Raw genomic sequence first — 23,807 nt, 5'->3', positions numbered from 1 at the left:
TCGTTTCACGTCGAGTGCGTGTCCGGGAAGAGGGTAACGACGACAAGCGCACGGCGGACCAGTCCGAAGCCCGCGGTGCGAGAGGACACACAGAGGTGGAGAAGATGGCCGAGAAAGCACGCACCCTGGCAGAGAAGGTGTGGGACGACCACGTCGTGGTCCGGGGTGAGGGAGACAACCCCGACCTCATCTACATCGATCTGCATCTCGTTCACGAAGTGACGAGTCCGCAGGCATTCGACGGACTTCGACTGGCGGGGCGCCCGCTCCGCAGGCCCGACCTGACGATCGCCACCGAGGACCACAACGTCCCCACCGTCGACATCGACAAGCCGATCGCGGACCCCGTCTCCAAGACTCAGGTGGACACGCTCCGGCGCAACTGTGAGGAATTCGGCGTCCGGCTGCACCCGATGGGAAACATCGACCAGGGCATCGTCCACGTCGTCGGCCCGCAACTCGGTCTCACCCAGCCCGGTATGACCGTGGTGTGCGGCGACAGTCACACGTCCACCCACGGCGCCTTCGGTGCGATCGCGATGGGTATCGGCACCAGTGAGGTCGAACACGTCATGGCGACGCAGACGTTGTCGCTGCGTCCGTTCCGGACGATGGCGATCACCGTCGACGGCGAATTGCCCGAAGGCGTGACGAGTAAAGATCTCATTCTGGCCGTCATCGCGAAGATCGGAACCGGCGGAGGCCAGGGCTACGTCCTGGAGTACCGCGGCGAAGCGATCCGGAAGATGTCGATGGAAGCGCGGATGACCATCTGCAACATGTCCATCGAGGCGGGCGCGCGGGCGGGCATGATCGCCCCCGACGAGATCACCTACGAATTCATCAAGGGACGCCCCCATGCGCCGAAGGGCGCCGACTGGGACGCCGCGGTGGAGGCCTGGGAGCAGTTGAAGACCGACGAGGGTGCGGTTTTCGACAACGAGGTCCACATCGACGCGAGTTCGCTGACGCCGTTCGTGACCTGGGGCACAAACCCGGGGCAGGGTCTGCCGCTCGGCGAGACCGTGCCGGATCCTGCGCAGATCGTGGACGAGAGCGAGCGTCACGCCGCGGAGAAGGCGTTGACCTACATGGGTCTCGAAGCCGGAACTCCGTTGCGTGACGTGGCGATCGACACAGTCTTCGTGGGTTCGTGCACCAACGGCCGGATCGAGGATCTGCGGGCCGTGGCCGACGTGTTGCGCGGAAGGCACGTCGCCGACGGGGTCCGGATGCTGATCGTGCCGGGTTCGATGCGCGTCCGCGCCCAGGCCGAAAAGGAGGGTCTCGGCGAGATCTTCACCGCCGCCGGCGCCGAATGGCGGCAGGCGGGCTGCTCCATGTGCCTCGGCATGAACCCGGATCAGCTCGCGCCCGGCGAGCGTTCAGCCTCCACGTCCAACCGCAATTTCGAAGGCCGTCAAGGCAAGGGCGGGCGGACTCACCTGGTTTCGCCGCTGGTCGCCGCCGCGACCGCAGTCCGGGGAACCCTGTCCGCGCCGACAGATCTGGCCTAGGACCCAAGGAATTTAGGAGATTTTTCGATGGAATCCTTTAGCACACACAAAGGTATCGGCGTTCCGCTGCGGCGATCCAACGTGGACACGGACCAGATCATCCCGGCGGTCTACCTGAAACGAGTGACCCGCACCGGTTTCGAGGACGGTCTGTTCGCCGCGTGGCGGAACGATCCGAACTTCGTCCTCAACGTCGCCCCGTACGACAAGGGCAGCGTTCTGGTCGCGGGACCGGACTTCGGCACGGGCTCCTCCCGGGAACACGCCGTGTGGGCGCTATCCGACTTCGGATTTCGGGTCGTCATCGCGTCTCGGTTCGCGGACATCTTCCGGGGCAACGCCGGCAAGGCCGGTCTGCTGGCCGCCCAGGTGTCCCAGTCGGACGTCGAACTGCTCTGGAAGTTGCTCGACGAACAGCCCGGTCTCGAATTGATCGTCGACCTCGAGAACAAGACCGTGACCGCCGGAACCACCGTGGTGCCCTTTGCGATTGATGACTACACACGGTGGCGTCTGCTCGAAGGTCTGGACGACATTGGATTGACATTACGGCAGGTAGAAGCCATTTCCGAGTTCGAAAAGGCAAGGCCTTCTTGGAAACCTGTGACTCTTCCGGAGCCCACTTCCGCCGACTGAAAGTTGGAATCGGAGCCCTGTCTCCCAGATAATAAGTTCCTGAGAATGGTGCCGCGTTGTTTGAGAATTGGCGTGGCACATAGACTCCTGCGGTATTCAGGTTTACCGTAGTTCGTAGTCGGTCCGATGATGGACCATTAGTTCGCGGAGGAATTTCAATGAATAAGGCAGAGCTCATCGATGTTCTGACCGAGAAACTGGGCACGGACAGGCGCACGGCAACGGAAGCTGTCGAGCATGTCGTGGACACGATCGTCCGGGCAGTGCACCGCGGCGACAGCGTGACCATCACCGGTTTCGGCGTCTTCGAGCAGCGGCGTCGCGCGGCACGTGTCGCACGTAACCCGCGCACGGGTGAGACCGTCAAGGTCAAGCCGACGTCGGTGCCGGCGTTCCGTCCGGGCGCTCAGTTCAAGGCGGTTATCGCTGGCGGCCAGAAGCTTCCGGCCACCGGTCCGGCAGTCAAGCGCGGCGCAGCGGCGCCCGCCACCAAGGCCGCCGCCAAGAAGGCTGCTGCCAAGAAGACGGCCGCGAAGAAGACCGCCGCCAAGAAGGCTGCACCGGCCAAGACGGTTGCAGCGAAGAAGACTGTCGCGAAGAAGGTCGCTCCCGCCAAGACTGCGGCAGCGAAGAAGACTGTCGCGAAGAAGGTCGCTCCGGCCAAGACGGTTGCCGCGAAGAAGACTGCAGCCAAGAAGGCTCCGGCCAAGACTGCGGCAGCGAAGAAGACCGTCGCGAAGAAGGTCGCTCCGGCCAAGACGGTTGCCGCGAAGAAGACTGCAGCCAAGAAGGCTCCGGCCAAGACGGCTGCAAAGAAGACCGCAGCAAAGAAGGCTCCCGCGAAGCGCGCCAAGTAAGACAGCGCACACGGGTCTTCCCGAACACAGACAGGCGCCGACCCTGGGGGTTGGCGCCTGTCTGTGTCGTTGTCGTTCCCGGACGAAATCCGGCCGGCGGCTCTCAGTCCTTGCGCGTGGGAGGCAGGGGACTGTCGAGGTGGTCGGCGGCGATGAGTTTGCCCCCGGACAGTGAGAGCACCCAGGTGCTCGCCTTTCTGTTCCGTGCCGGGGGGAGTGCGACGCCGTCGATGTCCGCCCACCAGTCGAGCAGATCGGGAATGACGCCACCCTGGCTGCAGATCACCTGAACCCCGCCGAGTGCGGCGATCTTGCGGACCCGGGTACGGGTGGCCGCCGGGTCGGCGGTGTAACTCTCCTCGGACAGCAGCGGATCCAACCGGACGGTCGTGTCCAGCGCGCGGGCCAGCGGCTCGACCGTCTGTGTGCACCGCGTTCTGTCGGCCGACGTGATGTCGGTGGCCCCGAACGCCTCGAGCTGGGCTACGAGGGCGTCGGCCTGGAGTATGCCGTTCGCATCCAGGGGCCGTGTGGCGTCGTCGCCCCTGTACCGTTTCCGGCTTCCCGCCTTGGCATGCCGGACCAGGAGGACGGTCGCGGTGTCGGGCGGTTGAGCCGTGAAACGGCGGAGCATCTTGCGATCCATGGGATAGGACAGCTGATCGGCCACGTCCGATACGGGAAGCCACCGCATCAGGTCCACCTCGCTGTTGGGGACGAATTCGCCCGCGCGGGCCTCGGCCGCCCAGTATTCGACTCGTTTCAATCGGCGGTGCCCGGGAATCGGATAGGTCAACGCGCCGAGATGCCTCCCGAGACGCCCGCGAATACCCGTCTCTTCTTCCACCTCGCGCAGTGCTGCCACCACCGCGGTTTCGCCGGGGTCGAGTTTTCCCTTGGGAAACGACCAGTCCTCATACTTGGGCCGGTGAATGACCGCGATCTCGATCTCGTCGGGATTCTCGGGAGACTTTCGCCACAACACTGCTCCCGCCGCGAAGATATTGGCTTTGACCGGTTTGCCGGGTGTGCTGCTCACCGAGTTCCTTCCCTACTGCCGCGGGTACGCCGCGATCAGGATCCGGTGCCCATTCGTTTGCGCATCATGGCCTCCTGGTGGTCCCGGACCTCCTCGCCGTGCGCGGGGGACGGAACCCACCGGCCGTCGGGTCCGAGCACCCAGCACCGCGTGACGGGATCGAGCGCCGAATCGACGATCTCGCCGATCTGAGCGGTGAGGCGAGGATCCTTCACCTGCGCCATGACCTCGACGCGTCGGTCGAGGTTGCGGTGCATCATGTCTGCGCTGCCGATCCAGAATTCGTCGGCGCCGCGGAAGTGGAAGACTCGCGAATGCTCGAGGAAACGGCCGAGGATCGACCGGACGTGGATGTTCTCGCTCAGTCCGGGAACTCCGGGCTTGAGGGCGCAGATGCCGCGGACGACGATCTCGACGGGCACGCCGGCCTTGGACGCGCGATAGAGCGCGTCGATCACCTGTTCGTCGACCAAGGCGTTGGCCTTCAGGAGGATTCCGGCGTCTTCGCCCCGCAATTTGTGCGCAATCTCACCGTCGATCCGCTCGATGATGCCCCGGCGCACACCGTACGGCGCGACGAGGAGGTTGCGATACTGCGTTTTCCGCGAGTAGCCGGTGAGCGAGTTGAACAGGTCGGTGAGGTCGGCGCCGATCTCCGGTGCCGCGGTGAGCAGACCGATGTCTTCGTACAGCCGGGCCGTCTTCGGGTTGTAGTTTCCGGTGCCGATGTGGCAGTAACGCCGGATGGTGGACCCCTCGCGGCGGACGACGAGGCACGTCTTGCAGTGGGTCTTGAGCCCGACCAGTCCGTACACCACGTGCACACCCGCGTGTTCGAGTTTGCGGGCCCATTTGATGTTCGCCTGCTCGTCGAATCGCGCCTTGATCTCGACCAGTGCGACAACCTGTTTGCCGGCCTCGGCGGCGGTGATCAGGGCGTCGACGATGGGGGAGTCGCCGGAAGTGCGGTAGAGCGTCTGTTTGATCGCGAGGACTTGGGGGTCGGCCGCGGCCTGCTCGATGAAGCGTTGCACGCTGGTGGAGAACGAGTCGTACGGGTGGTGCACGAGGACGTCGCCGTCGCGAAGGGTGGAGAAGACGCTCTTGGGTGTTTCCCGCTCGCCGAACGCCGGATGCGTTGCGGGCACGAACGGTGCGTCCTTGAGTGCGGGCCGGTCGACGGCGTACACCTGCCAGAGGCACGACAGATCCAGCAGTCCGGGCACCTGGATGACGTCGCCGGGGTCGACGTCGAGTTCGCGCAGCAGGAGGTCGAGCATGTGTTCGGTCATGTCGTCCGCGACCTCGAGCCGGACGGGGGAGCCGAATCGTCGCCGTGCGAGTTCCCGCTCGAGGGCCTGCAGGAGGTCCTCGTCGCGGTCTTCCTCGACCTCGAAATCGGCGTTGCGGGTGATGCGGAAGGCGTGGTGTTCGACGATCTCCATGCCCGGGAACAGCATGTCGAGGTGGGCGGAGATCAGATCTTCCAGGGGCAGGAACGCGTCGATGGAGGACGGTGTCTCGTCGCGGCGGACGCGGACGAACCTGCCCACGTTGTCCGGAACCTTGACCCTCGCAAAGTGTTCGCCACCGGTGAGTGCATCTTTCACTGTCACGGCGAGGTTGAGACTCAGGCCGCTGATGTAGGGGAACGGGTGGGCATGGTCGACGGCGAGCGGGGTGAGGACGGGGAAGATCTGGTCCTGGAAGTGCACCGACAGGCGGTCGCGGTCGTCGTCGGTGAGTTCGTCCCATTTGATGATGGAGATCCCTTCGGCGGCAAGCGCAGGACGCACGGAGTCGAGGAACACCCGCGCGGCCTTCTCCGAGATCTCCTGGGTGCGGGTCGCGATCAGCGAGAGTTGCTCGCGAGGGGAGAGGCCGTCGGCTGACCGCACGGACAGGCCGGTCTCGTCGCGGCGCTTGAGTCCCGCGACCCGGACCATGAAGAACTCGTCGAGGTTGGAGGCGAAGATGGCGAGGAATTTGGCGCGCTCGAGCAGCGGCAGCGACGTGTCCTCGGCGAGTGCAAGTACTCGTGAATTGAAATCGAGCCAACTGAGTTCACGGTTGAGGTAACGATCTTCGGGGAGCCCGTCCGTCAGCGCGCTCGTGAGGGCACTCGTCGCAGCGGGGGGAGCCATCGGAACGTTCGTGGGGCTGGCCGTCACGATGCCGTCGCGGGTTCCGTTCTTTCCGTCGACGTCGGTCGGGTGATCGAGTGCTTCTCGGTTGCTCACTCCACGATCATCCCTCGAGAATTCGGCGGCGGACAATTGATGGGGCAAATTCACTCGGCGTGCGCGGGCTACTCGTTTCCGCAGCGCGAGGGCGCGGTGTGTTCGAGGGCGTCGAGTGCGGCTCGCGTCGCAGGTCCGACGCCGAGCGCCTGCGCGGCATCGAGATCGTCGGCGGTGTCGACGTCGGTCCGCAGCCCCGGCCAGTGGCCGTCGAGGGGACGTGCCCCGGAGTCGAGATGCCGCTTCGCCGATCCCGGTCCGAACCGGGGATCGAGGGGAATCGCCGGGTCGCAGGAGAACAGTGCGGCCGTTCCGGTGCCGTGATGATCGACGACCACCGACCTGCCGCCGGTTCTCGCCGCGGCGAGTGCTTCGCCGAATTCGCCTCCGCGCAGTGACGGAAGGTCTGCCTGCAGTGCGACGACGTCGACTCCGCTCTCGTTGCGGCGGACGTGCTCGGCCGCGGCGGCCAGGGCCGCGTTGAGTCCGTGCTCGGTGCCGCCCTCGTCCGGCAGATTTTCGGCGTCGACGGGGGTGGGGTCGGCGTAGACGTTCGCGCCGACGCTGCGGGCGAGCCGGGCCACCGCGGGATCCGGCGTGACCACGGTGACGCCGACGACCGTCGCGACGTCGCTGACGACGGCCAGGGTGTCGCGCAGCATCGACAGCACCAGTCCGGTGCGGTCGTCCGTGTCGAAGACACCCGACAGTCGCGTCTTGGCCGCGTGGAGTTCCTTCACCGCGACGAGTACGTGCGCGCGCGGCGCCACGGATCGGGTCGCTGTGCTCATGCGGATATCTTGCCAGCCCGCGCGGGGTGGTGCGCCGGACGCCCGGTCGCGGCTGAGCAGCGGACGAGTTCGGTAGCGGAGCGGCGCCCGACCTCGGCATCGGCAATACTGTGGGCGACGCATCGGGTAACGAACGACGAGGGGGCTGTGTGAGCAAGGCTGCGGTACTGGGAGCGGGTTCATGGGGGACTGCATTTGCGAAGGTCCTGGCCGACGCCGGGACCGATGTCACCATGTGGGCGCGACGCGCTGAGGTCGCCGAATCGATCGTGTCGCGGCACGAGAACGAGGATTACCTGCCGGGCATCGCCCTGCCTCCGTCGTTGACCGCCACCGACGACGCGCGGGCCGCGCTCGACGGCGCCGACATCGTCGTCCTCGCGGTGCCGTCGCAGTCCCTGCGCGACAACTTGCAGGTCTGGAGTCCGATGATCCCCGCGAACGCGACCATGCTGAGTCTCGCCAAGGGCATCGAGACCGGCACCCTCATGCGGATGAGTCAGGTGATCATTCAGGTCACCGGCGCGGATCCGGGGCGCGTCGCCGTGCTGTCCGGGCCCAATCTGGCCCGGGAGATCGCGATCGGCCAGCCGGCGGCCACGGTCGTCGCGTGCACGGATTCGACGCGGGCGCTCGAATTGCAGAAGGCCTCGGCCACCGGATACTTCCGGCCGTACACGAATTCGGACGTCATCGGCTGCGAGATCGGCGGCGCCTGCAAGAACGTCATCGCCCTCGCCTGCGGTATGGCATCGGGAATCGGTTTGGGAGAGAACACGATTGCGAGCATCATCACTCGCGGTCTCGCCGAGATCATCCGGCTCGGAGTTGCGCTCGGCGCGAAACCCGCCACCCTCGCGGGTCTCGCCGGGGTGGGCGATCTGGTCGCCACGTGCACGTCGCCCCTGTCCCGGAATCGGTCGTTCGGGGAGCGTCTCGGTCAGGGCGGATCGATCGAGAGCGCTCAGGCGGCCACCCACGGTCAGGTCGCCGAGGGCGTCAAATCGTGCTCGTCGGTGCGTGCTCTGGCCGCCAGTTACGACGTCGAGATGCCGCTGACCGATGCCGTGCACCGAGTGTGCCACGAGGGTCTCGTGGTGCAGGACGCGATCGGACAGTTGCTCGGCCGCCGTACGAAGCCGGAGTGAACACGTGAGTGGTGATTCGACCCGCTGCGTCAAAGCTGTTGCAGCAGAAAAGATTCCTGGTTCGCCGATGCAGAGGGGCCCGGTCTTCGCGGCGCCCTACCAGCTGAGCGCGGACGAGGGGAGTGAATCCGACACCTACGCGCGGGCCTCCAACCCGGGCTGGCGCGACCTCGAGTCGGCACTGGCGGCGCTCGAGGGCGCCGCGGGCGCGCTCGTCGTCGGCTCCGGGATGTCGGCGATCACCGTCGTGCTGCGGAGTCTGCTCACCGCCGGCGACACCGTCGTCGTACCGTCCGACGGCTACTACCAGGTGCGCGCGTACGCGCGGGAGCGTCTGGAGCCGATGGGCATCACCGTGCACGAACTGCGGACCGCCGACATGGCCGGCGAGGCGGCCGCAGCACTGCTGGCCTCCGCCGAGGGGACGACGGTCGTGGTGGCCGAGACCCCGGCCAACCCGTCCCTGGACGTGGTGGATCTGCGGGCCGTGTCCGAGCAGTGCGCGAACGCGGGCGCCGTTCTCGTGGTGGACAACACGACCGCCACCCCGCTCGGCCAGCAACCACTCGAGCTGGGTGCAGACGTGGTAGTCGCCAGCGGCACAAAGACTTTGAGCGGTCACAGCGATCTGCTCATGGGGTACATCGCCGCGTCCGACGCCGACTTCCTGGCCGGCATGGAACGGGAGAGGGCGCTGTCGGGCACGGTGCTGGGCCCCTTCGAGACGTGGCTCGCCCACCGGAGCCTCGGAACGGCGGGGCTGCGATTCGAGCGGCAATGCGCCAACGCCCTGGCGCTCGCGACCCTGCTGGAGACGCACCCGGCGGCCCACCACGTCCGGTACCCGGGGCTGCCCGGTGACCCCGCGCATGCCGTCGCCGCCGGGCAGATGCGCCGGTTCGGCGGGCTGGTGACGTTCGAGGTGGACTCCGCCGAACAGTTCCACCGGCTGGTGGCCGGCAGCGACCTCCTCGTACCGGCGACGAGTTTCGGCGGTATCCACACCAGCGCCGACCGCCGGGCCCGATGGGGCGACCCCGTGCCCGACGGGTTCGTGCGGCTCTCGTGCGGAATCGAGGACACCGACGACCTCGTCGCCGATCTCGAGAGTGCACTGTCCGCATTGTGACGTGCGTGCCGCCCGTCGTGTCCTGAGGTCGGCGAAGAAAACGTGAGGAGAGGTGGGTGCGGTGAGTCGGTCACGGCGACGGTACGGTTTGTGTCGTGAGTAAACCGCGTACCCGGGTAGCCGTCATCTTCGGTGGCCGCAGCAACGAGCATTCCGTGTCCTGTGTGTCGGCCGGAAGCGTCCTGAAGAATCTCGACCCGGAACGGTACGAGGTGGTGCCGATCGGCATCACCACCGAGGGTTCATGGGTTCTCGGCTCCACCGACCCCGAGACGCTGTCCATCCGCGGCCGGGCGCTGCCCAGCGTCGATGCCGACGGGTCCGCACTGGCGCTCACCGCCGACCCGACGCGATCCGGCGACCTCGTCGCCCTCGACGACGGCGAAGCGGGCAAGATCCTGGCGTCCGTCGACGTCGTCTTCCCGGTCCTGCACGGCGCCTACGGTGAGGACGGCACCATCCAGGGCCTGCTCGAACTCGCCGGACTTCCGTACGTCGGTCCCGGCGTGCTCGCGAGCGCGGCAGGCATGGACAAGGAATTCACGAAGAAGCTGCTCGCCGCGGAAGGCCTGCCGATCGGGTTCCAGGTCGTCCTGCGTCCCGGCACTGCGACGCTGACCGACGAACAGAAGTCGCGCCTCCACCTCCCGGTGTTCGTGAAACCGGCCCGCGGCGGGTCGTCCATCGGCATCACCCGGGTGGCCGAGTGGGCCGCACTCGACGACGCCATCGCCCATGCCCGCCGGCACGATCCCAAGGTGATCGTCGAATCGGGGATCGCCGGCCGCGAGGTCGAGTGCGGAGTCCTCGAGTTCCCGGACGGCGAGGTGCGGGCCAGCGTCATCGCCGAGATCCGGATGCCGGAAGGCGCCGACGACGACGAGGCGTTCTACGACTTCGACAGCAAATACCTCGACGACGTGTGCGAGTTCGACGTGCCCGCGAAACTCGAGGACTCGGTCAGCGACGAGATCCGCGAACTCGCGGTGCGCGCATTCTCCGCGCTCGACTGCCAGGGACTCGCACGCGTCGACTTCTTCGTCACCGAGGACGGCCCGGTGATCAACGAGATCAACACGATGCCGGGATTCACGTCTATCTCGATGTACCCGCGCATGTGGGACGCGGTGGGCGTCGACTACGGCACCCTCGTCTCGACGCTGGTCGACACCGCCCTCGCGCGCGGCACCGGCCTTCGATAGCGAAACGGCGGTCCGGCGGTCAGGGATTCGCGACCGGCGCCGGATCGAGGGGCTTCTGCGGCAGTGCCTGCGATACCGCGCCGGAGATGTCCTGGAGCGGAGTCGGGCCCACACCGGTGGGAACGGTGAGTCCGACGTACACGCCGCGGTCGACGGCGAAATAGCTGCTCGCGTCGATTCCGGCGCTCGCACCGGAGATCTCGAACCACTGCACCCCGTCGATCACCTGAAGCGCGGACGCCTGATCGAACTCCGCGGGACGGTCCAGGCCGCACCGCAGCACGAGGGGTTCGCCCTCGGCCGGCTGCCACGCAGCGGTCGCCTCGGGTGCGGGTTCGGTGAGTTCCGCCCGGGTGTAGTCGCCGAGCGCGTCGGGGAGGCCCGCCATCAGGGCGGCGCACTCCGCGGACCCGGACGCCGGCGCCGGCACCGGCCCCAGCGACACGGGTTCCTTGGCAGGGTTCCGGCCGGCGAAGACCGCGGCGACGACGATGCCGATGATCAGGGCAACGGGCAGTGCCACGGCCGTCGCGATGAGCGCCGGATTCCGTCGCTCCGCGGGGGCCGGGCCTGGAGTGCCGTCGGATGCATTCTGTTCGGGTTCGAGATCGGACATGCTCAGTTCTTGTTCGCAGACTTTTCGGGGACGTCGCAGGTGAGGGTGCGGGTGATGCCGGCGACCTGACGGATCTCCTTGACGACGGGAGCGACGTCGTCGGCGGACACCCGCACGATGACGTCGTACGGTCCGACCACGTCCTCGGCGGTCCGCACTCCGGTGATCTTCGCGATCTCGGTCGCGATCGCCGCAGCCTTGCCGACTTCGGTCTGGATCAGGATGAACGCTTGCACTCTCGCTCCGGCCCTTCCCTGCTCCGCCCCGCAGGTATCTCGGTAGAGTCGCGGGTGCTTCGGCGCGCTGATCGGTCACGTGCCGAGTAGTCCCGGCAACAGCTTGAAGGTACCGCAGTCGCACATTCCGTCGACCGGACCCACGGCCGTCGCGCGGGTCACCCGACACTACGGCGCGCCTGGAGGCACACCATCACACCGACGGATTCCCCGGACCCGACTCCGCCCCGCACCGTCGCCGACGTCGGCGAATTCGCCGTCATCGGCCGCGCGGTGCAGGGCCGGGTGCAGCCCCCGACCACCCTGATCGGCCCCGGAGACGACGCCGCTCTCGTTCGGGCGGCCGACGGTCGGGTGGCGGTGTCCGCCGACATGCTGGTGCAGGACAGGCATTTTCGACTCGACTGGTCTTCGCCGCGAGACATCGGTCGCAAGGCGGTGGCCCAGAACGCCGCCGACGTCGCGGCGATGGGTGCGCGACCGACAGCTTTCCTGGTGTCCCTCGGCCTGCCGCCGGACACGCCGATCGACGTGGCGGACGGCATCTCCGCGGCGATCGGGGAGAGCGCCGAGGAACTCGGAGCCGGTGTGGTGGGCGGGGATCTGGTGCAGGCCGCCCAGGTCGTGATTTCCGTCACCGTCCTCGGTGATCTCGGCGGCAGGAGCCCGATCCGGCGGTCGGGCGCGCGGCCGGGTGACGTGGTCGCGGTGGCCGGGGAACTCGGCCGATCGGCGGGCGGTCTCGCGTTGCTGCTCGGCGGATCCACGGATTTCCCGGACCTTCTCGCCGCGCACCGGGTCCCCACCCCGCCGTATGCCGCGGCGTGGGCCGCCGCGCACGGCGGTGTTCACGCGATGACCGACATCTCCGACGGGCTCCTCGCCGATCTCGGCCACATCTGCGAACAGTCCGGAGTCGGGATGTCGCTCAGCCGATCCGACGTGACCGTGTCGCCGGAACTGGTGTCGGCGGCGAAGGGTCTCGGCGCCGACCACTGGGAATGGGTGCTCACCGGGGGAGAGGACCACGGCTTCGCCGCCACCTTCCCCGGCGACGTCCCGCTCCCGGCGGGGTGGACCCGGATCGGTGTCGTCCACGACGGGTCCGGCATCTCGGTCGACGGCGAGACCTGGCCGGGGGCCGGCGGCTGGCAGAGTTTCGCGGTATAGGTTGCACGCATGGCTATCTACGCGCTCGGGGACCGCGAACCCGACATCCATCCGGACGCCTACGTCCACCCCGACGCCGTGGTGATCGGAAACGTGACCCTGGCGGCGGGAACCTCGGTGTGGCCGCAGGCCGTGCTTCGCGCCGACTACGGCACCATCACCGTCGGCGCCGACACCAACATCCAGGACGGCACCGTGATCCACTGCACGGTGTTCGATCCCACCGTCATCGGCTCGGGCTGCGTCGTCGGCCACGCGGCGCACATCGAGGGGTCGACGATCGGCGACCACTGCCTGATCGCGTCCGGTTCGATCGTGCTCAACGGTTCGGTCATCGGCGCAGGGTCGATCGTCGGAGCAGGTGCCGTCGTCCCGTTCAAGTTCGAGGTTCCGCCGCGGAGCATGGCGCTCGGTGTCCCCGCGAAGATCCGGCAGGGCTACGAGGTCCCCGAGGGGCACCTCGACAGGAACGTGAAGATGTACGCCGCGAACGCGGCCTACTACCGCGAGTCGCTGCGCAGGCTCGACTGATGGCGGCGCCGCTGTCGGACCTCGTCGAGGCAGGATGGGCCGAGGCGCTCGAACCGGTGGCCGGGCGGATCACGGAGATGGGCGCGTTTCTGCGCGCGGAGATCGCCGACGGTCGTGAGTACCTGCCCGCCGGGGAGAACGTCCTGAGGGCGTTCACCCACCCGTTCTCCGAGGTCAAGGTCCTGATCGTGGGCCAGGATCCGTACCCCACACCCGGTCACGCCGTCGGTCTCAGCTTCTCGGTGGCTCCGGAGGTGAAACCGGTGCCGCGCAGTCTCGGCAACATCTTCACCGAGTACAGCAAGGACCTCGGTTACCAGACGCCGACCACCGGCGACCTCACCCCGTGGTCCCGTCAGGGCGTGCTCCTGCTGAACAGGGTTCTCACCGTGCAGCCCGGACTCCCGGCCTCGCACCGGAAGAAGGGCTGGGAGGCGGTCACCGAACAGGCCATTCGCGCCCTCGTGGCGCGCCCCGAACCCCTCGTCGCGATTCTGTGGGGCCGGGACGCGTCCACCCTGAAACCGATGCTCGGCGACGTGCCGACGATCGAGTCGGCGCACCCCTCACCGTTGTCGGCGTCGCGCGGATTCTTCGGTTCGCGGCCGTTCAGCCGCGCGAACGAACTCCTCGACGGCCTGGGCGCGGAACCGGTGAACTGGCAGCTGCCGTAAGCCGCCCGCCCGCGGGACGGCGAGGGCGGCGCGGAGGGACCGTCAGCCCTGCGTTTCCTTCACCGATGCGAAATCCGCACGACGCTTCACTTCACTGATGCGAAATCGGCACGCCTCTTCTCCACGAACGCGTCGACGCCCTCGCGTCCCACCGGGCTGTCGGCCGCGGCGGCGATCGACTCGGCCTCCGCGTCGAGTTGCTCGGCGAGCGTGCGTGACCGCGAATCGCGCACGAGTGTCTTGATCCCCGAGTACGACGACGTCGGGCCGGCCGCGAGGGTGCGGGCGAGCCGGAGCGCCTCGTCCTGGACGACGTCGTCGCCGACGAGGCGGCTGAGGATGCCGAGGCGAACGGCCTCGTCACCGCTGAGAACGGCGTCGGTGATCAGGATCTCACGCGCACGGGCGTCGCCGACGATGCGCGGCAGCGTCCAGGACATTCCGCCGTCCGGCGTGTAGCCGATCGACGGGTAGGCGGGGCGCAGCTTGGTGCCGGGGCCGCCGATCGCGACGTCCGTGAGGCAGACGAGGCTCATGCCGGCGCCCGCCGCCCAGCCGTGGACACCGGCGATCACCGGAACGGTCACGGCGTCGAGCGCCCGAACGAAGTCGTGGAAGACGCCCGCCACCTCGGCGACGCACTCGCTGCGCACCGGTGCGGACGCGAAGGCGCGGACGTTGCCGCCCGCGCAGAAGTTCGGGCCCTCCCCGACGAGGAGGACGCTGCCGATCCGGTCACCGACCGCTTCGAGCGCGCGGGCACCCTGCACCAAACCCTCGCCGTCCAGCGAGGTGCCGTTCTCCGCCGTCGCGATCGTGACGCGCAGGACGCCGTCTTCGAGCTGTACTTTGCTGAATCCATCGAGAGAAGTCACCGTTGCACCCTACGTGGGCCCCTGCCGGTGCCCGTCGTGCCCCGATGCGCTGCGACGATGCCGAATCGGGCCGCAGTCGCGACAGAAAAGAACTGCGCCCCCGACACCGAAGTGTCGGGGGCGCAGTGACATCGCACACAGCGTCGGGTCAGCCCCGAGCAACCTTTCCAGCCTTCAGGCAGGACGTGCAGACGTTGACCTTCCGGGTGTTTCCGGGGGCAACCTCGGCACGAACAGTCTGGATGTTCGGGTTCCAGCGACGGTTGGTACGCCGGTGCGAGTGCGAGACCGACTTACCGAAGCCGGGCCCCTTGGCGCATACGTCGCAGACGGCAGCCATAGTCGCGAACTCCTTCAAGATAGTGAATTGTGAAATTTGCTGGCCTCGTGGAAACAGGGCACAGCAAGTGCGCCCGTAACGAGGCAACCGTGCAAGAGTAGCCGCTCGAGTGGGGAATGGCCAAACCCGGTCCCGAACGGCTCGGACCGCGGGCCCGATCACCGTCCCCCGACTAGTCTGGCGGCACCTTCACCATTCCCCGGCCGGAGAGGACGACTGTGGCCCCTGAGCTCCCGATGGACGGTCGAGTGCTCGAGTTGTGGGCGCGGACCGCCGTCGCGGGACTGGAACGGCGGTGCGAGGAGATCAACAGCCTCAACGTCTTTCCGATCCCGGACTCGGACACCGGCACCAACCTGCTGTTCACGATGCGCGCGGCGCTGGGTGCAATCGACGAGTACGCGGGCGCCGACGGCGGCACCAAGGACGTCCGCCAGGTGGCGATCGCCCTGGCGCGGGGTGCGGTCGCCGGCGCCCGCGGGAACTCCGGGGTGATCCTGTCCCAGGTGCTGCGGGGGGTCGCGGAAGCGGCCGTCGCGTCCGCCGTCGACACCCGGACGGTCCGGACCGGACTGCTGATGGCCACCAACCTGGTGACGGACGCGGTGAGCTACCTGGTGGAAGGCACCATCGTCACCGTGCTGCGCTGTGCCGCCGACGCTGCGGCGGAGTTCCCGGACGAGGCTCCGGTCGCGGACACCGCCCGTGCCGCCGCCGACGCGGCGGCGGCCGCGCTCACCAGGACGCCGTCGCAACTCGAGGTGCTGGGCACCGCAGGCGTCGTCGATGCGGGCGGACTCGGACTCGTGGTCATCCTCGACGCGCTCGTCACCGCCGTCACGGGCGCGCCGCCGGACCGCCCGCCGATCGCACTCCACGTCCCGCGACGCACCCCGTCCGCGCGCCGCGCCGAACCCGTCGCCGTCGGCGAGGTGCAGGCAGCGCACGCGCATCCGGGACCCGGACCCGACTGTGATGAGGGCTCGGACCAGGACTTCGAGGTGATGTACCTGGTCGCGGAGTCCGACGAGGCCCGGATGGCCGGGCTGCGCGGCGCGCTGAACGACCTCGGGGACTCGATCGTGATCGTCGGCGACGGCGACGGCGGCTGGTCGGTGCACGTGCACTGCACGGACGCGGGCGCCGCCGTGGAAGCGGGACTCGCGGCGGGACGCATCCACGGAATCCGGGTCAGCAGCTTCCTCGTGGACGCCCGGGACCAGGGGCTGCTCGTTCCGCCGGTCCGGACACGGCCGGATCAGGGCGAGCGGGGAATCGTCGCCGTCGTGGCCGGAGACGGCGCCGCCGAACTGTTCGCGAGCGAGGGCGCGACGATCCTGCGCTGCGACGACGCCCCCGTCACCCGCGCCCAGCTCCTCGGCGTCATCCGGCAGATGGGACGCACAGAGGTGCTCGTCCTCCCCAACGGCGCGTTGACGGCGCAGGAACTCGTCGCGGTCAGCGCCGCGGCGCGCGACGCCCGGCACGAGGTCCTGTTGCTCGCGACGTCCGCGATGGTGCAGGGACTCGCCTCCCTGGCGGTGCACGATCCCGAGCGCGAGGCGGTGGACGACGCGTTCGCGATGTCCGAGGCCGCCGCCGCCACCCGCTGGGGGTCGCTGCGGATCGCCCGCGAACGTGCCCTCACCTACGTGGGCACGTGCGATCCGGGAGACGGCATCGGACTGATGGGTCACGAGGTGATCGTCATCGAACCGGACGCGGTCGCCGCCGGACGCCGGCTCGTCGACCTCGTCCTCGGCGCTGGTGGAGAACTGGTGACACTCCTGATGGGCTCGGAAGCGCCGGAGGGGCTCGACACCGAACTGGCCGATCACATCTCGCAGCGGCACCCCGGCGTCGAGGTGATGATCTACCACGGAGGACAACCTGGAGATCTGTTGCAACTCGGGGTGGAATGAGGAATTCGATGGCCACATTGTCCGACCGGCTCGATCATCTGCTGGGGAAGAAGACCGCCGACGCGCTCGAGGAGGCGTTCGACATCAGCACGGTCGAGGACCTGCTGCGGCACTACCCGCACCGGTACGCCTCGCAGGGCCGGGAGCTCGCCGAGAAGGACCCGCCGGAGGGCGAGCACATCACGATCATCGCCCGGGTCACGTCCGCGGCCGTCGTGAAGATGAAGAACCGGCCGGGCAGCATGCTCAAGGTGGTCCTGTCGACCGACACCCAGAACGTGGACGTCACCTTCTTCAGCCCGCAGAAGGTCAAGCACGTGATCAAGCCCGGCGTGCGCGCGATGTTCTCGGGAACGGTGAAGTACTTCCGCAGCAAGTGGAGCCTCACCCACCCGAGCTACCTCGTCCTTCCCGAACCCCGCGCGGGCAGCGAGGACCCCGTCGTCAACGTCGGCCGGATACGCGGCGCCGGCGACCTCGCGGGCATCGCCCGGGCGTCGCAGGAAGCCGGAGCCGGGGTCGACATGTCGGTGTTCGACCGCGCGCTGATCCCGCTCTACCCCGCCACCCGGGACGTCGAGAGCTGGACGATCATGAAATGCGTCCGCCAGATCCTGGACCAGCTCGACCACGTCGACGACCCGCTGCCGGAGAACGTCCGGGCCGAACGGGACCTGATCGGACTCGACGAAGCCCTGCGGTCGGTCCACCTGCCCGACACCCGCGAGGACGTCGAGAACGCCCACGACCGGTTGCGGTTCGACGAGGCGACCGCGCTGCAACTGGTGCTCGCCCGTCGCCGCCACGACAACGCCGAGCGGGTCGCACCGGCGTGCTCGCCCGTGCCCGGCGGGATCGCGGACGTGTTCGAGAGCATGCTCCCGTTCCAGCTCACCGACGGTCAGCATTCGGTCGCCGACGAGATCTCCGCCGATCTGGCGCAACCACACCCGATGAGCAGGCTGCTGCAGGGTGAGGTCGGTTCGGGCAAGACGATCGTGGCCCTGCGCGCCATGCTCCAGGTGGTCGACGCCGGCTACCAGTGCGCGCTGCTCGCGCCCACCGAGGTGCTCGCCACGCAGCACGCCCGGTCGCTGCGGGCGATGCTCGGCGCCCTCGCGACCGCCGGGGAACTCGGCGCGCACGAGAAGGCGACACGGGTGGCGCTGCTGACGGGGTCGATGGGCGTCGCCGCCAAACGAACGGCCATGAACGAGGCGATCACCGGCGACGCCGGAATCGTCATCGGCACGCACGCCCTGATCCAGGACAACGTCGAATTCTTCAACCTCGGGATGGTGGTCGTCGACGAGCAGCACCGGTTCGGTGTCGAGCAGCGCGACCGGCTGCGGTCGAGGGCGCGGGAGGGCCTGAGCCCGCACCTGCTGGTGATGACGGCGACGCCGATTCCCCGCACCATCGCGATGACCGTGCTCGGCGATCTGGAGGTGTCGACGCTGCGCCAGCTGCCGAAGGGGCGTTCCCCGATCAAGAGCAGTGTGGTACCCGCGTCCCAGAAGCCGCAGTGGGTCGCGCGGGCGTGGGAACGGATCCGCGAGGACGTGGCCGACGGGCGGCAGGCGTACGTCGTGTGCTCACGGATCGGCGACGGCGAGAAGGGCGACGGCGAGGACGCGTTCGACGAGAAGGCGCCCGAGACGAAGTCCGCCGTCGACGTGTTCGAGGAACTGAGCGGCGACATCATGCCCGACCTGCGGGTGGGACTGCTGCACGGCAGGCTGCCCGCGGACGAGAAGGACGCGGTGATGCGCGACTTCACGGCCGGCGACATCGACGTCCTCGTGTGCACCACGGTGGTCGAGGTCGGAGTCGACGTCCCGAACGCGACGATCATGGTGATCGTCGACGCGGACCGTTTCGGCGTCAGCCAGCTGCACCAGCTGCGCGGACGCGTCGGCCGTGGCAAACACCAGGGGCTGTGCATTCTCGTCACGGAAATGAACCCGGGCGGCCCCGCCTACGAGCGACTGTCGAACGTGGCGTCGACCAACGACGGCTTCGAACTCGCGCAGCTCGACCTCGCCACCCGTCGCGAGGGCGACATCCTCGGTGCGGCGCAGTCGGGCACGACGTCGACGCTGCGGCTGTTGTCGCTGCTCGGCCACGAGGACGTCATCGCGGCGGCGTCCGAGTTCGCGCGGTCGGTGATCGCGGACGATCCGCGGCTCGAGAATCACCCGGGGCTGTCGGCGATGGTGACGTCGGCGCTCGACGCCGACCGCATCGAATATTTGGAGAAAACGTGAGAACTTCGCACGTCTGTTTCGGGTCTGTTGCAGAATTCGCACACGTCAGGGGGGTCTTTGTGAAGTTTGTGGAGAATCTTGCAATGTGGGATGCCTGTTCTCCACGGCCGTCTTCGACGGGGTAGTTTGCTCCAATGTTCTCCAAAGTCCTGGTCGCCAACCGTGGCGAAATTGCGATCCGCGCTTTCCGTGCCGCCTACGAACTAGGTGCTGGAACGGTTGCGGTGTTCCCGTACGAGGATCGGAACTCGATCCACCGTCTGAAGGCCGACGAGAGTTATCAGATCGGCGAGGAGGGACACCCGGTTCGGGCGTACCTCTCCGTCGACGAGATCGTCTCCGCGGCCAAGCAGGCAGGCGCCGATGCCATCTACCCCGGCTACGGCTTCCTTTCCGAGAACCCGGATCTCGCCGCCGCGTGCGCCGAGGCGGGCATCACGTTCGTCGGTCCCTCCGCCGAGGTGCTCGAGCTCACCGGAAACAAGGCGCGCGCGATCGCCGCGGCGAAGGCGGCCGGTCTGCCGGTGCTGGCGTCGTCGGAGCCGTCCGCCGATGTGGACGAGTTGCTGGCCGCGGCCGAGACCATGCAGTTCCCGCTGTTCGTGAAGGCCGTCGCAGGCGGCGGTGGCCGCGGCATGCGCCGGGTCGCCGAGCGGGCACAGCTCAAGGAGTCCATCGAGGCGGCCGCCCGCGAGGCCGAGTCGGCGTTCGGTGACCCGACGGTGTTCCTCGAGCAGGCGGTCGTCGACCCGCGGCACATCGAGGTCCAGATCCTGGCCGACGGTCAGGGCAACGTCATCCACCTGTTCGAGCGGGACTGCTCGCTGCAGCGCAGGCACCAGAAGGTCATCGAACTCGCGCCGGCCCCGAACCTTCCGGAAGAGCTGCGGGCGAAGATCTGCGCCGACGCCGTCGCGTTCGCGAAGGAGATCAACTACTCCTGTGCGGGCACCGTCGAATTCCTCCTCGACACCCGCGGCAACCACGTGTTCATCGAAATGAACCCGCGCATCCAGGTCGAGCACACCGTCACCGAAGAGGTCACCGACGTCGACCTCGTGCAGTCCCAGCTGCGGATCGCGTCGGGGGAGACCCTCGCCGATCTGGGCCTGAGTCAGGACAAGATCACGCTGCGCGGTGCGGCGTTGCAGTGCCGCATCACCACCGAGGACCCGGCCAACGGGTTCCGTCCGGACACCGGCCGGATCACCGCGTACCGCACACCGGGCGGCGCCGGCATCCGTCTCGACGGCGGTGCCACCCTCGGCGCCGAGGTGGGCGCGTACTTCGACTCGATGCTCGTCAAGCTCACCTGCCGCGGCCGCGACCTCGAAACCGCGGTCGCCCGGGCCCGCCGCGCGGTCACCGAGTTCCGCATCCGCGGCGTGTCGACGAACATCCCGTTCCTGCAGGCCGTGCTCGACGACCCCGATTTCAAGGCGGGCCGGGTCACCACCTCGTTCATCGAGGAACGCCCCGAGCTGCTCACGCTGCGCAGCTCCGCCGACCGTGGCACCAAGATCCTGTCCTACCTCGCCGACGTGACGGTCAACAAGCCGCACGGCGAGCGGCCGTCGGCGGTGTACCCGCGCGACAAGCTGCCCCAGATCGACCTGTCCGCCCCGCCGCAGGACGGCAGCCGCCAGAAGCTCCTCGCCCTCGGGCCGGAGGGATTCGCCAAGGCACTGCGGGAGCAGAAGGCACTCGCGGTCACCGAGACCACGTTCCGCGACGCCCACCAGTCGCTGCTCGCGACCCGTGTGCGCACCAGCGGTCTGCTCGACGTCGCCGGGCACGTCGCCCGGATGACCCCGGAACTGCTCTCGATCGAGGCGTGGGGCGGTGCCACCTACGATGTGGCGCTGCGGTTCCTGCACGAGGACCCCTGGTACCGGCTGTCGGCGCTGCGTGAGGCCGTGCCCAACATCTGCCTGCAGATGCTGCTGCGCGGCCGGAACACCGTCGGGTACACCCCGTACCCGGAGAAGGTGACGCGGGCGTTCGTCGAGGAGGCCACGAACAGCGGCATCGACATCTTCCGCATCTTCGACGCCCTCAATAACGTCGACCAGATGCGGCCGGCCATCGACGCCGTCCGCGAGACCGGCACCTCGGTCGCCGAGGTCGCCCTGTCCTACACCGGCGACCTGTCGAACCCGAACGAGAAGCTGTACACCCTCGACTACTACCTGCGCCTGGCGGAGGAGATCGTCGAGGCCGGTGCGCACATCATCGCGATCAAGGACATGGCCGGACTGCTCCGCGCCCCGGCCGCCACCACGCTGGTGACCGCGCTGCGGAAGAACTTCGACCTGCCCGTGCACGTGCACACCCACGACACCCCGGGCGGACAGCTCGCGACGTACCTGGCCGCGTGGCAGGCGGGCGCGGACGCCGTCGACGGCGCGTCGGCCGCACTGGCGGGCACCACCAGCCAGCCGGCGTTGTCGGCCATCGTGGCCGCGGCGGCGCACTCGGAGCACGACACCGGCCTGGACCTGCAGGCCGTGTGCGACCTCGAGCCGTACTGGGAGGCGCTCCGCAAGGTCTACAAGCCGTTCGAGTCCGGGCTGCCCGCCCCCACCGGGCGTGTCTACACGCACGAGATCCCGGGCGGTCAGCTGTCGAACCTGCGCACACAGGCAGTGGCCCTCGGGCTCGGCGACAAGTTCGAGGAGGTCGAGGCCAAGTACGCGGCCGCCGACCGGATGCTCGGCCGCCTCGTGAAGGTCACCCCGTCGTCGAAGGTGGTCGGCGACCTCGCCCTGCACCTCGTCGGCTCCGGTGCCTCCACCGAGGAGTTCAAGGAGAACCCCGCGAAGTTCGACATCCCCGACTCGGTGGTCGGGTTCCTGCGCGGCGAACTGGGCACCCCGCCCGGTGGCTGGCCGGAACCGTTCCGCACCCGGGCACTCGAAGGCCGTGGCGACGCCAAGCCCGAGGTGCCGCTGTCCGCGGAGGACGAGAAGGCCCTCGCGGGCACGTCCGCGGAGCGCCGCGCGACGCTGAACCGGCTGCTGTTCCCCGGCCCGACGAAGGAATTCCTCGAGCACCGGGACAAGTACGGCGACACCTCGCAGCTGTCGGCGAACCAGTTCTTCTACGGACTGCGCCGCGGCGACGAGCACCGGGTCCGCCTCGCGCAGGGTGTCGAGCTGCTCATCGGGCTCGAGGCCATTTCCGAACCCGACGAGCGTGGATACCGCACCGTCATGGCCATCCTCAACGGGCAGTTGCGTCCGGTGTCGGTGCGTGACCGGTCGATCTCCAGTGAGATCCCGGCCGCGGAGAAGGCCGACAAGAACAACCCCGGCCACGTGCCGGCGCCGTTCGCCGGTGTGGTGACCCTCGCCGTCACCGAGGGCCAGCATGTCGCCGCCGGCGACACGATCGCCACCATCGAGGCCATGAAGATGGAAGCGGCCATCACCGCACCCCGCGGTGGCACCGTCTCCCGGCTGGCCATCGGTTCGGTTCAGCAGGTGGAGGGCGGCGACCTCCTCGCCGTCGTGGCGACGGGGGAGTCCGCGAGCGAGTGACTCGGATCATCGCGGGACTCGCAGGCGGTCGACGCCTGCGGGTCCCGCCGAGCGGGACCCGGCCCACCTCGGACCGGGTCCGCGAGGCATTGTTCAGCGCCCTGCACAGCAGGATGGACCTCGAGGGCGCGTCCGTCCTCGATCTCTACGCGGGATCGGGGGCGCTCGGCCTCGAGGCGCTGTCCCGGGGTGCGGATCGCGTCGTCCTCGTCGAGTCCGACTCGAAGGCGACAGGCATCATCAAACACAACGTGACGACGGTCGGCCTGCCCGGCGCGGAAGTCCGCGGCGCCCCGGTGGCCGCGGTGCTCGCGGGCACCGCCGACCGGCCGTACGACCTGGTGATGGCGGATCCGCCATACGCCGTCGACGATGCGGCGGTGCAGACGGTCCTCGGTCACCTGCGGGTGAACGGCTGGGTCGGCGACGGCTCGATCGTGGTGCTCGAGCGGTCGTCGAGGTCACCCGAGACGGCCTGGCCCGACGGCTTCGCGCCCGTCAAGGCGAAGAAGTACGGTGAGGCGAGAATCGAATTGGCGACCTGCTACGGTCTGGACTCATGACTGGCGCTGTCTGCCCCGGATCCTTCGACCCCGTGACCAATGGCCACCTTGACGTGATCGGCAGAGCTGCCGCGCAGTTCGACGAGGTCATCGTGACGGTCATGGTCAACAAGAACAAGCGTGGCCTTTTCACCGTCGAGGAACGCATCGAGATGCTCGAAGACTCGACCGCCGATCTGCCCAACGTGCGGGTCTCCTCCTGGCACGGCCTGCTGGTGGATTACGCCAAGCAGCAAGGGATCACGGCGATCGTCAAGGGCCTGCGCGGTGCCAACGACTTCGACTACGAGCTGCAGATGGCGCAAATGAACCAGAAGCTCAGTGGTGTCGACACCCTCTTCATCCCGACCAACCCCACTTACAGCTACCTGTCGAGTTCGCTCGTGAAGGAAGTGGCCACCTTCGGTGGCGACGTCTCCGACATGCTCCCGGAGAAGGTGCACGCCCGCCTTCTCACGAGGATCGCCGAGCGCGCCGCCGAGAGCAGCTGATACCCGACACACCGGCTGCCAGGA

Annotated in this window: 21 protein-coding genes; 14 read left to right on the top strand and 7 right to left on the bottom strand. The window is 68.2% G+C overall.

From position 1 onward, the window contains the following. Positions 1 to 95 precede the first annotated feature (95 nt). The 3 genes from leuC (at position 96) to CJ179_RS04610 (ending at position 3,010) form a co-directional block, all read left to right on the top strand. Positions 96 to 1,517: a 3-isopropylmalate dehydratase large subunit gene (leuC, locus tag CJ179_RS04620; protein WP_072937758.1), complete on the top strand. Its 1,422-nt coding sequence runs from the start codon at positions 96 to 98 to the stop codon at positions 1,515 to 1,517. A 27-nt stretch (positions 1,518 to 1,544) separates the two neighbouring features. Continuing rightward, positions 1,545 to 2,153 carry a 3-isopropylmalate dehydratase small subunit gene (gene leuD / locus CJ179_RS04615; protein WP_072937759.1) on the top strand — a complete coding sequence of 203 codons (609 nt, stop codon included), beginning with the start codon at positions 1,545 to 1,547 and terminating at the stop codon, positions 2,151 to 2,153. Between the two features lie 158 nt (positions 2,154 to 2,311). Then, positions 2,312 to 3,010: an HU family DNA-binding protein gene (locus CJ179_RS04610; protein WP_072937760.1), complete on the top strand. Its 699-nt coding sequence runs from the start codon at positions 2,312 to 2,314 to the stop codon at positions 3,008 to 3,010. A 103-nt stretch (positions 3,011 to 3,113) separates the two neighbouring features. On the opposite strand, the gene CJ179_RS04605 is transcribed toward CJ179_RS04610, so the two are convergent. The 3 genes from CJ179_RS04605 to cofC all read right to left on the bottom strand — a co-directional run bounded on the left by CJ179_RS04605 (position 3,114) and on the right by cofC (position 7,059). After that, positions 3,114 to 4,049, bottom strand: coding sequence for an NUDIX hydrolase (locus CJ179_RS04605; protein WP_072937761.1), 936 nt, complete (start codon positions 4,047 to 4,049; stop codon positions 3,114 to 3,116). A 35-nt stretch (positions 4,050 to 4,084) separates the two neighbouring features. Further along, positions 4,085 to 6,289, bottom strand: a complete 2,205-nt coding sequence (locus CJ179_RS04600) for an RNA degradosome polyphosphate kinase (RefSeq protein WP_095860786.1) — start codon at positions 6,287 to 6,289, stop codon at positions 4,085 to 4,087. Between the two features lie 68 nt (positions 6,290 to 6,357). Then, positions 6,358 to 7,059: a 2-phospho-L-lactate guanylyltransferase gene (gene cofC / locus CJ179_RS04595; protein ID WP_306454235.1), complete on the bottom strand. Its 702-nt coding sequence runs from the start codon at positions 7,057 to 7,059 to the stop codon at positions 6,358 to 6,360. A 170-nt stretch (positions 7,060 to 7,229) separates the two neighbouring features. On the opposite strand from cofC, the gene CJ179_RS04590 reads away from it, so the two are divergent. The 3 genes from CJ179_RS04590 to CJ179_RS04580 all read left to right on the top strand — a co-directional run bounded on the left by CJ179_RS04590 (position 7,230) and on the right by CJ179_RS04580 (position 10,559). After that, positions 7,230 to 8,228 (top strand): NAD(P)H-dependent glycerol-3-phosphate dehydrogenase, encoded by a 999-nt coding sequence (locus CJ179_RS04590; RefSeq protein ID WP_072937764.1) that lies wholly within the window; start codon positions 7,230 to 7,232, stop codon positions 8,226 to 8,228. Positions 8,229 to 8,232: 4 nt separating this feature from the next. Continuing rightward, positions 8,233 to 9,357 carry a cystathionine gamma-lyase gene (locus CJ179_RS04585; protein WP_095860785.1) on the top strand — a complete coding sequence of 375 codons (1,125 nt, stop codon included), beginning with the start codon at positions 8,233 to 8,235 and terminating at the stop codon, positions 9,355 to 9,357. A 95-nt stretch (positions 9,358 to 9,452) separates the two neighbouring features. Further along, on the top strand, positions 9,453 to 10,559 hold the full coding sequence (locus tag CJ179_RS04580; RefSeq protein WP_095860784.1) for a D-alanine--D-alanine ligase family protein: 1,107 nt from the start codon (positions 9,453 to 9,455) through the stop codon (positions 10,557 to 10,559). Positions 10,560 to 10,578: 19 nt separating this feature from the next. Here CJ179_RS04580 and CJ179_RS04575 read toward each other — a convergent pair whose 3' ends face one another. Both CJ179_RS04575 and CJ179_RS04570 read right to left on the bottom strand, forming a co-directional pair. Continuing rightward, positions 10,579 to 11,175, bottom strand: coding sequence for a DUF3515 domain-containing protein (locus CJ179_RS04575; RefSeq protein WP_095860783.1), 597 nt, complete (start codon positions 11,173 to 11,175; stop codon positions 10,579 to 10,581). A gap of 2 nt (positions 11,176 to 11,177) precedes the next feature. Further along, positions 11,178 to 11,411 (bottom strand): Lrp/AsnC ligand binding domain-containing protein, encoded by a 234-nt coding sequence (locus CJ179_RS04570; protein ID WP_072937768.1) that lies wholly within the window; start codon positions 11,409 to 11,411, stop codon positions 11,178 to 11,180. 192 nt (positions 11,412 to 11,603) lie between these two features. Between CJ179_RS04570 and CJ179_RS04565 the strand changes: the two genes are divergently transcribed. The 3 genes from CJ179_RS04565 to CJ179_RS04555 are packed head-to-tail and all read left to right on the top strand — an operon-like array spanning position 11,604 to position 13,786. After that, entirely contained in the window at positions 11,604 to 12,581 is a 978-nt protein-coding gene (locus CJ179_RS04565; protein ID WP_095860782.1) for a thiamine-phosphate kinase, read from the top strand. A 9-nt stretch (positions 12,582 to 12,590) separates the two neighbouring features. Beyond that, a complete protein-coding gene (locus CJ179_RS04560) occupies positions 12,591 to 13,112 on the top strand; it encodes a gamma carbonic anhydrase family protein (RefSeq protein WP_072937770.1) in 522 nt (173 codons plus the stop codon). After that, positions 13,109 to 13,786, top strand: a complete 678-nt coding sequence (locus tag CJ179_RS04555) for a uracil-DNA glycosylase (protein WP_179377535.1) — start codon at positions 13,109 to 13,111, stop codon at positions 13,784 to 13,786. The genes CJ179_RS04560 and CJ179_RS04555 overlap by 4 nt, the downstream gene beginning before the upstream one ends. A gap of 86 nt (positions 13,787 to 13,872) precedes the next feature. Here the strand turns inward: CJ179_RS04555 and CJ179_RS04550 are convergent, their stop codons facing one another. Both CJ179_RS04550 and rpmB read right to left on the bottom strand, forming a co-directional pair. Then, entirely contained in the window at positions 13,873 to 14,661 is a 789-nt protein-coding gene (locus CJ179_RS04550; RefSeq protein ID WP_072937771.1) for an enoyl-CoA hydratase/isomerase family protein, read from the bottom strand. 148 nt (positions 14,662 to 14,809) lie between these two features. Next, positions 14,810 to 15,001 (bottom strand): 50S ribosomal protein L28, encoded by a 192-nt coding sequence (gene rpmB, locus CJ179_RS04545; RefSeq protein ID WP_005240429.1) that lies wholly within the window; start codon positions 14,999 to 15,001, stop codon positions 14,810 to 14,812. Positions 15,002 to 15,237: 236 nt separating this feature from the next. On the opposite strand from rpmB, the gene CJ179_RS04540 reads away from it, so the two are divergent. From CJ179_RS04540 to coaD, 5 genes are all read left to right on the top strand, one after another. Further along, positions 15,238 to 16,923, top strand: a complete 1,686-nt coding sequence (locus CJ179_RS04540) for a DAK2 domain-containing protein (RefSeq protein WP_095860780.1) — start codon at positions 15,238 to 15,240, stop codon at positions 16,921 to 16,923. 8 nt (positions 16,924 to 16,931) lie between these two features. After that, entirely contained in the window at positions 16,932 to 19,190 is a 2,259-nt protein-coding gene (gene recG / locus CJ179_RS04535; RefSeq protein WP_072937773.1) for an ATP-dependent DNA helicase RecG, read from the top strand. A gap of 134 nt (positions 19,191 to 19,324) precedes the next feature. Then, positions 19,325 to 22,729, top strand: a complete 3,405-nt coding sequence (locus CJ179_RS04530; protein ID WP_095860779.1) for a pyruvate carboxylase — start codon at positions 19,325 to 19,327, stop codon at positions 22,727 to 22,729. Further along, positions 22,726 to 23,292 carry a 16S rRNA (guanine(966)-N(2))-methyltransferase RsmD gene (gene rsmD, locus CJ179_RS04525; RefSeq protein ID WP_072937775.1) on the top strand — a complete coding sequence of 189 codons (567 nt, stop codon included), beginning with the start codon at positions 22,726 to 22,728 and terminating at the stop codon, positions 23,290 to 23,292. Before CJ179_RS04530 ends, rsmD begins: the two co-directional genes overlap by 4 nt. Continuing rightward, positions 23,289 to 23,783: a pantetheine-phosphate adenylyltransferase gene (gene coaD, locus CJ179_RS04520; RefSeq protein WP_015890262.1), complete on the top strand. Its 495-nt coding sequence runs from the start codon at positions 23,289 to 23,291 to the stop codon at positions 23,781 to 23,783. Before rsmD ends, coaD begins: the two co-directional genes overlap by 4 nt. The last annotated feature ends 24 nt before the right edge of the window (positions 23,784 to 23,807 follow it).

Origin of the sequence: Rhodococcus sp. ACS1, assembly GCF_002300155.1 — a bacterium.
Lineage (GTDB): Bacteria > Actinomycetota > Actinomycetes > Mycobacteriales > Mycobacteriaceae > Rhodococcus_F > Rhodococcus_F koreensis.
The sequence above is the reverse complement of the archived record's forward strand: the minus strand, read 5'-3'. Positions and strand labels throughout refer to the sequence as shown.

Bases quoted from the DNA above. Each gene is read 5' to 3' on its own strand.
- rpmB (WP_005240429.1), bottom strand. From the start codon at position 15,001: ATGGCTGCCGTCTGCGACGTATGCGCCAAGGGGCCCGGCTTCGGTAAG.
- CJ179_RS04575 (WP_095860783.1), bottom strand. From the start codon at position 11,175: ATGTCCGATCTCGAACCCGAACAGAATGCATCCGACGGCACTCCAGGC.
- leuD (WP_072937759.1), top strand. From the start codon at position 1,545: ATGGAATCCTTTAGCACACACAAAGGTATCGGCGTTCCGCTGCGGCGA.
- CJ179_RS04530 (WP_095860779.1), top strand. From the start codon at position 19,325: ATGTTCTCCAAAGTCCTGGTCGCCAACCGTGGCGAAATTGCGATCCGC.
- CJ179_RS04610 (WP_072937760.1), top strand. From the start codon at position 2,312: ATGAATAAGGCAGAGCTCATCGATGTTCTGACCGAGAAACTGGGCACG.
- coaD (WP_015890262.1), top strand. From the start codon at position 23,289: ATGACTGGCGCTGTCTGCCCCGGATCCTTCGACCCCGTGACCAATGGC.
- CJ179_RS04560 (WP_072937770.1), top strand. From the start codon at position 12,591: ATGGCTATCTACGCGCTCGGGGACCGCGAACCCGACATCCATCCGGAC.
- CJ179_RS04540 (WP_095860780.1), top strand. From the start codon at position 15,238: ATGGACGGTCGAGTGCTCGAGTTGTGGGCGCGGACCGCCGTCGCGGGA.
- recG (WP_072937773.1), top strand. From the start codon at position 16,932: ATGGCCACATTGTCCGACCGGCTCGATCATCTGCTGGGGAAGAAGACC.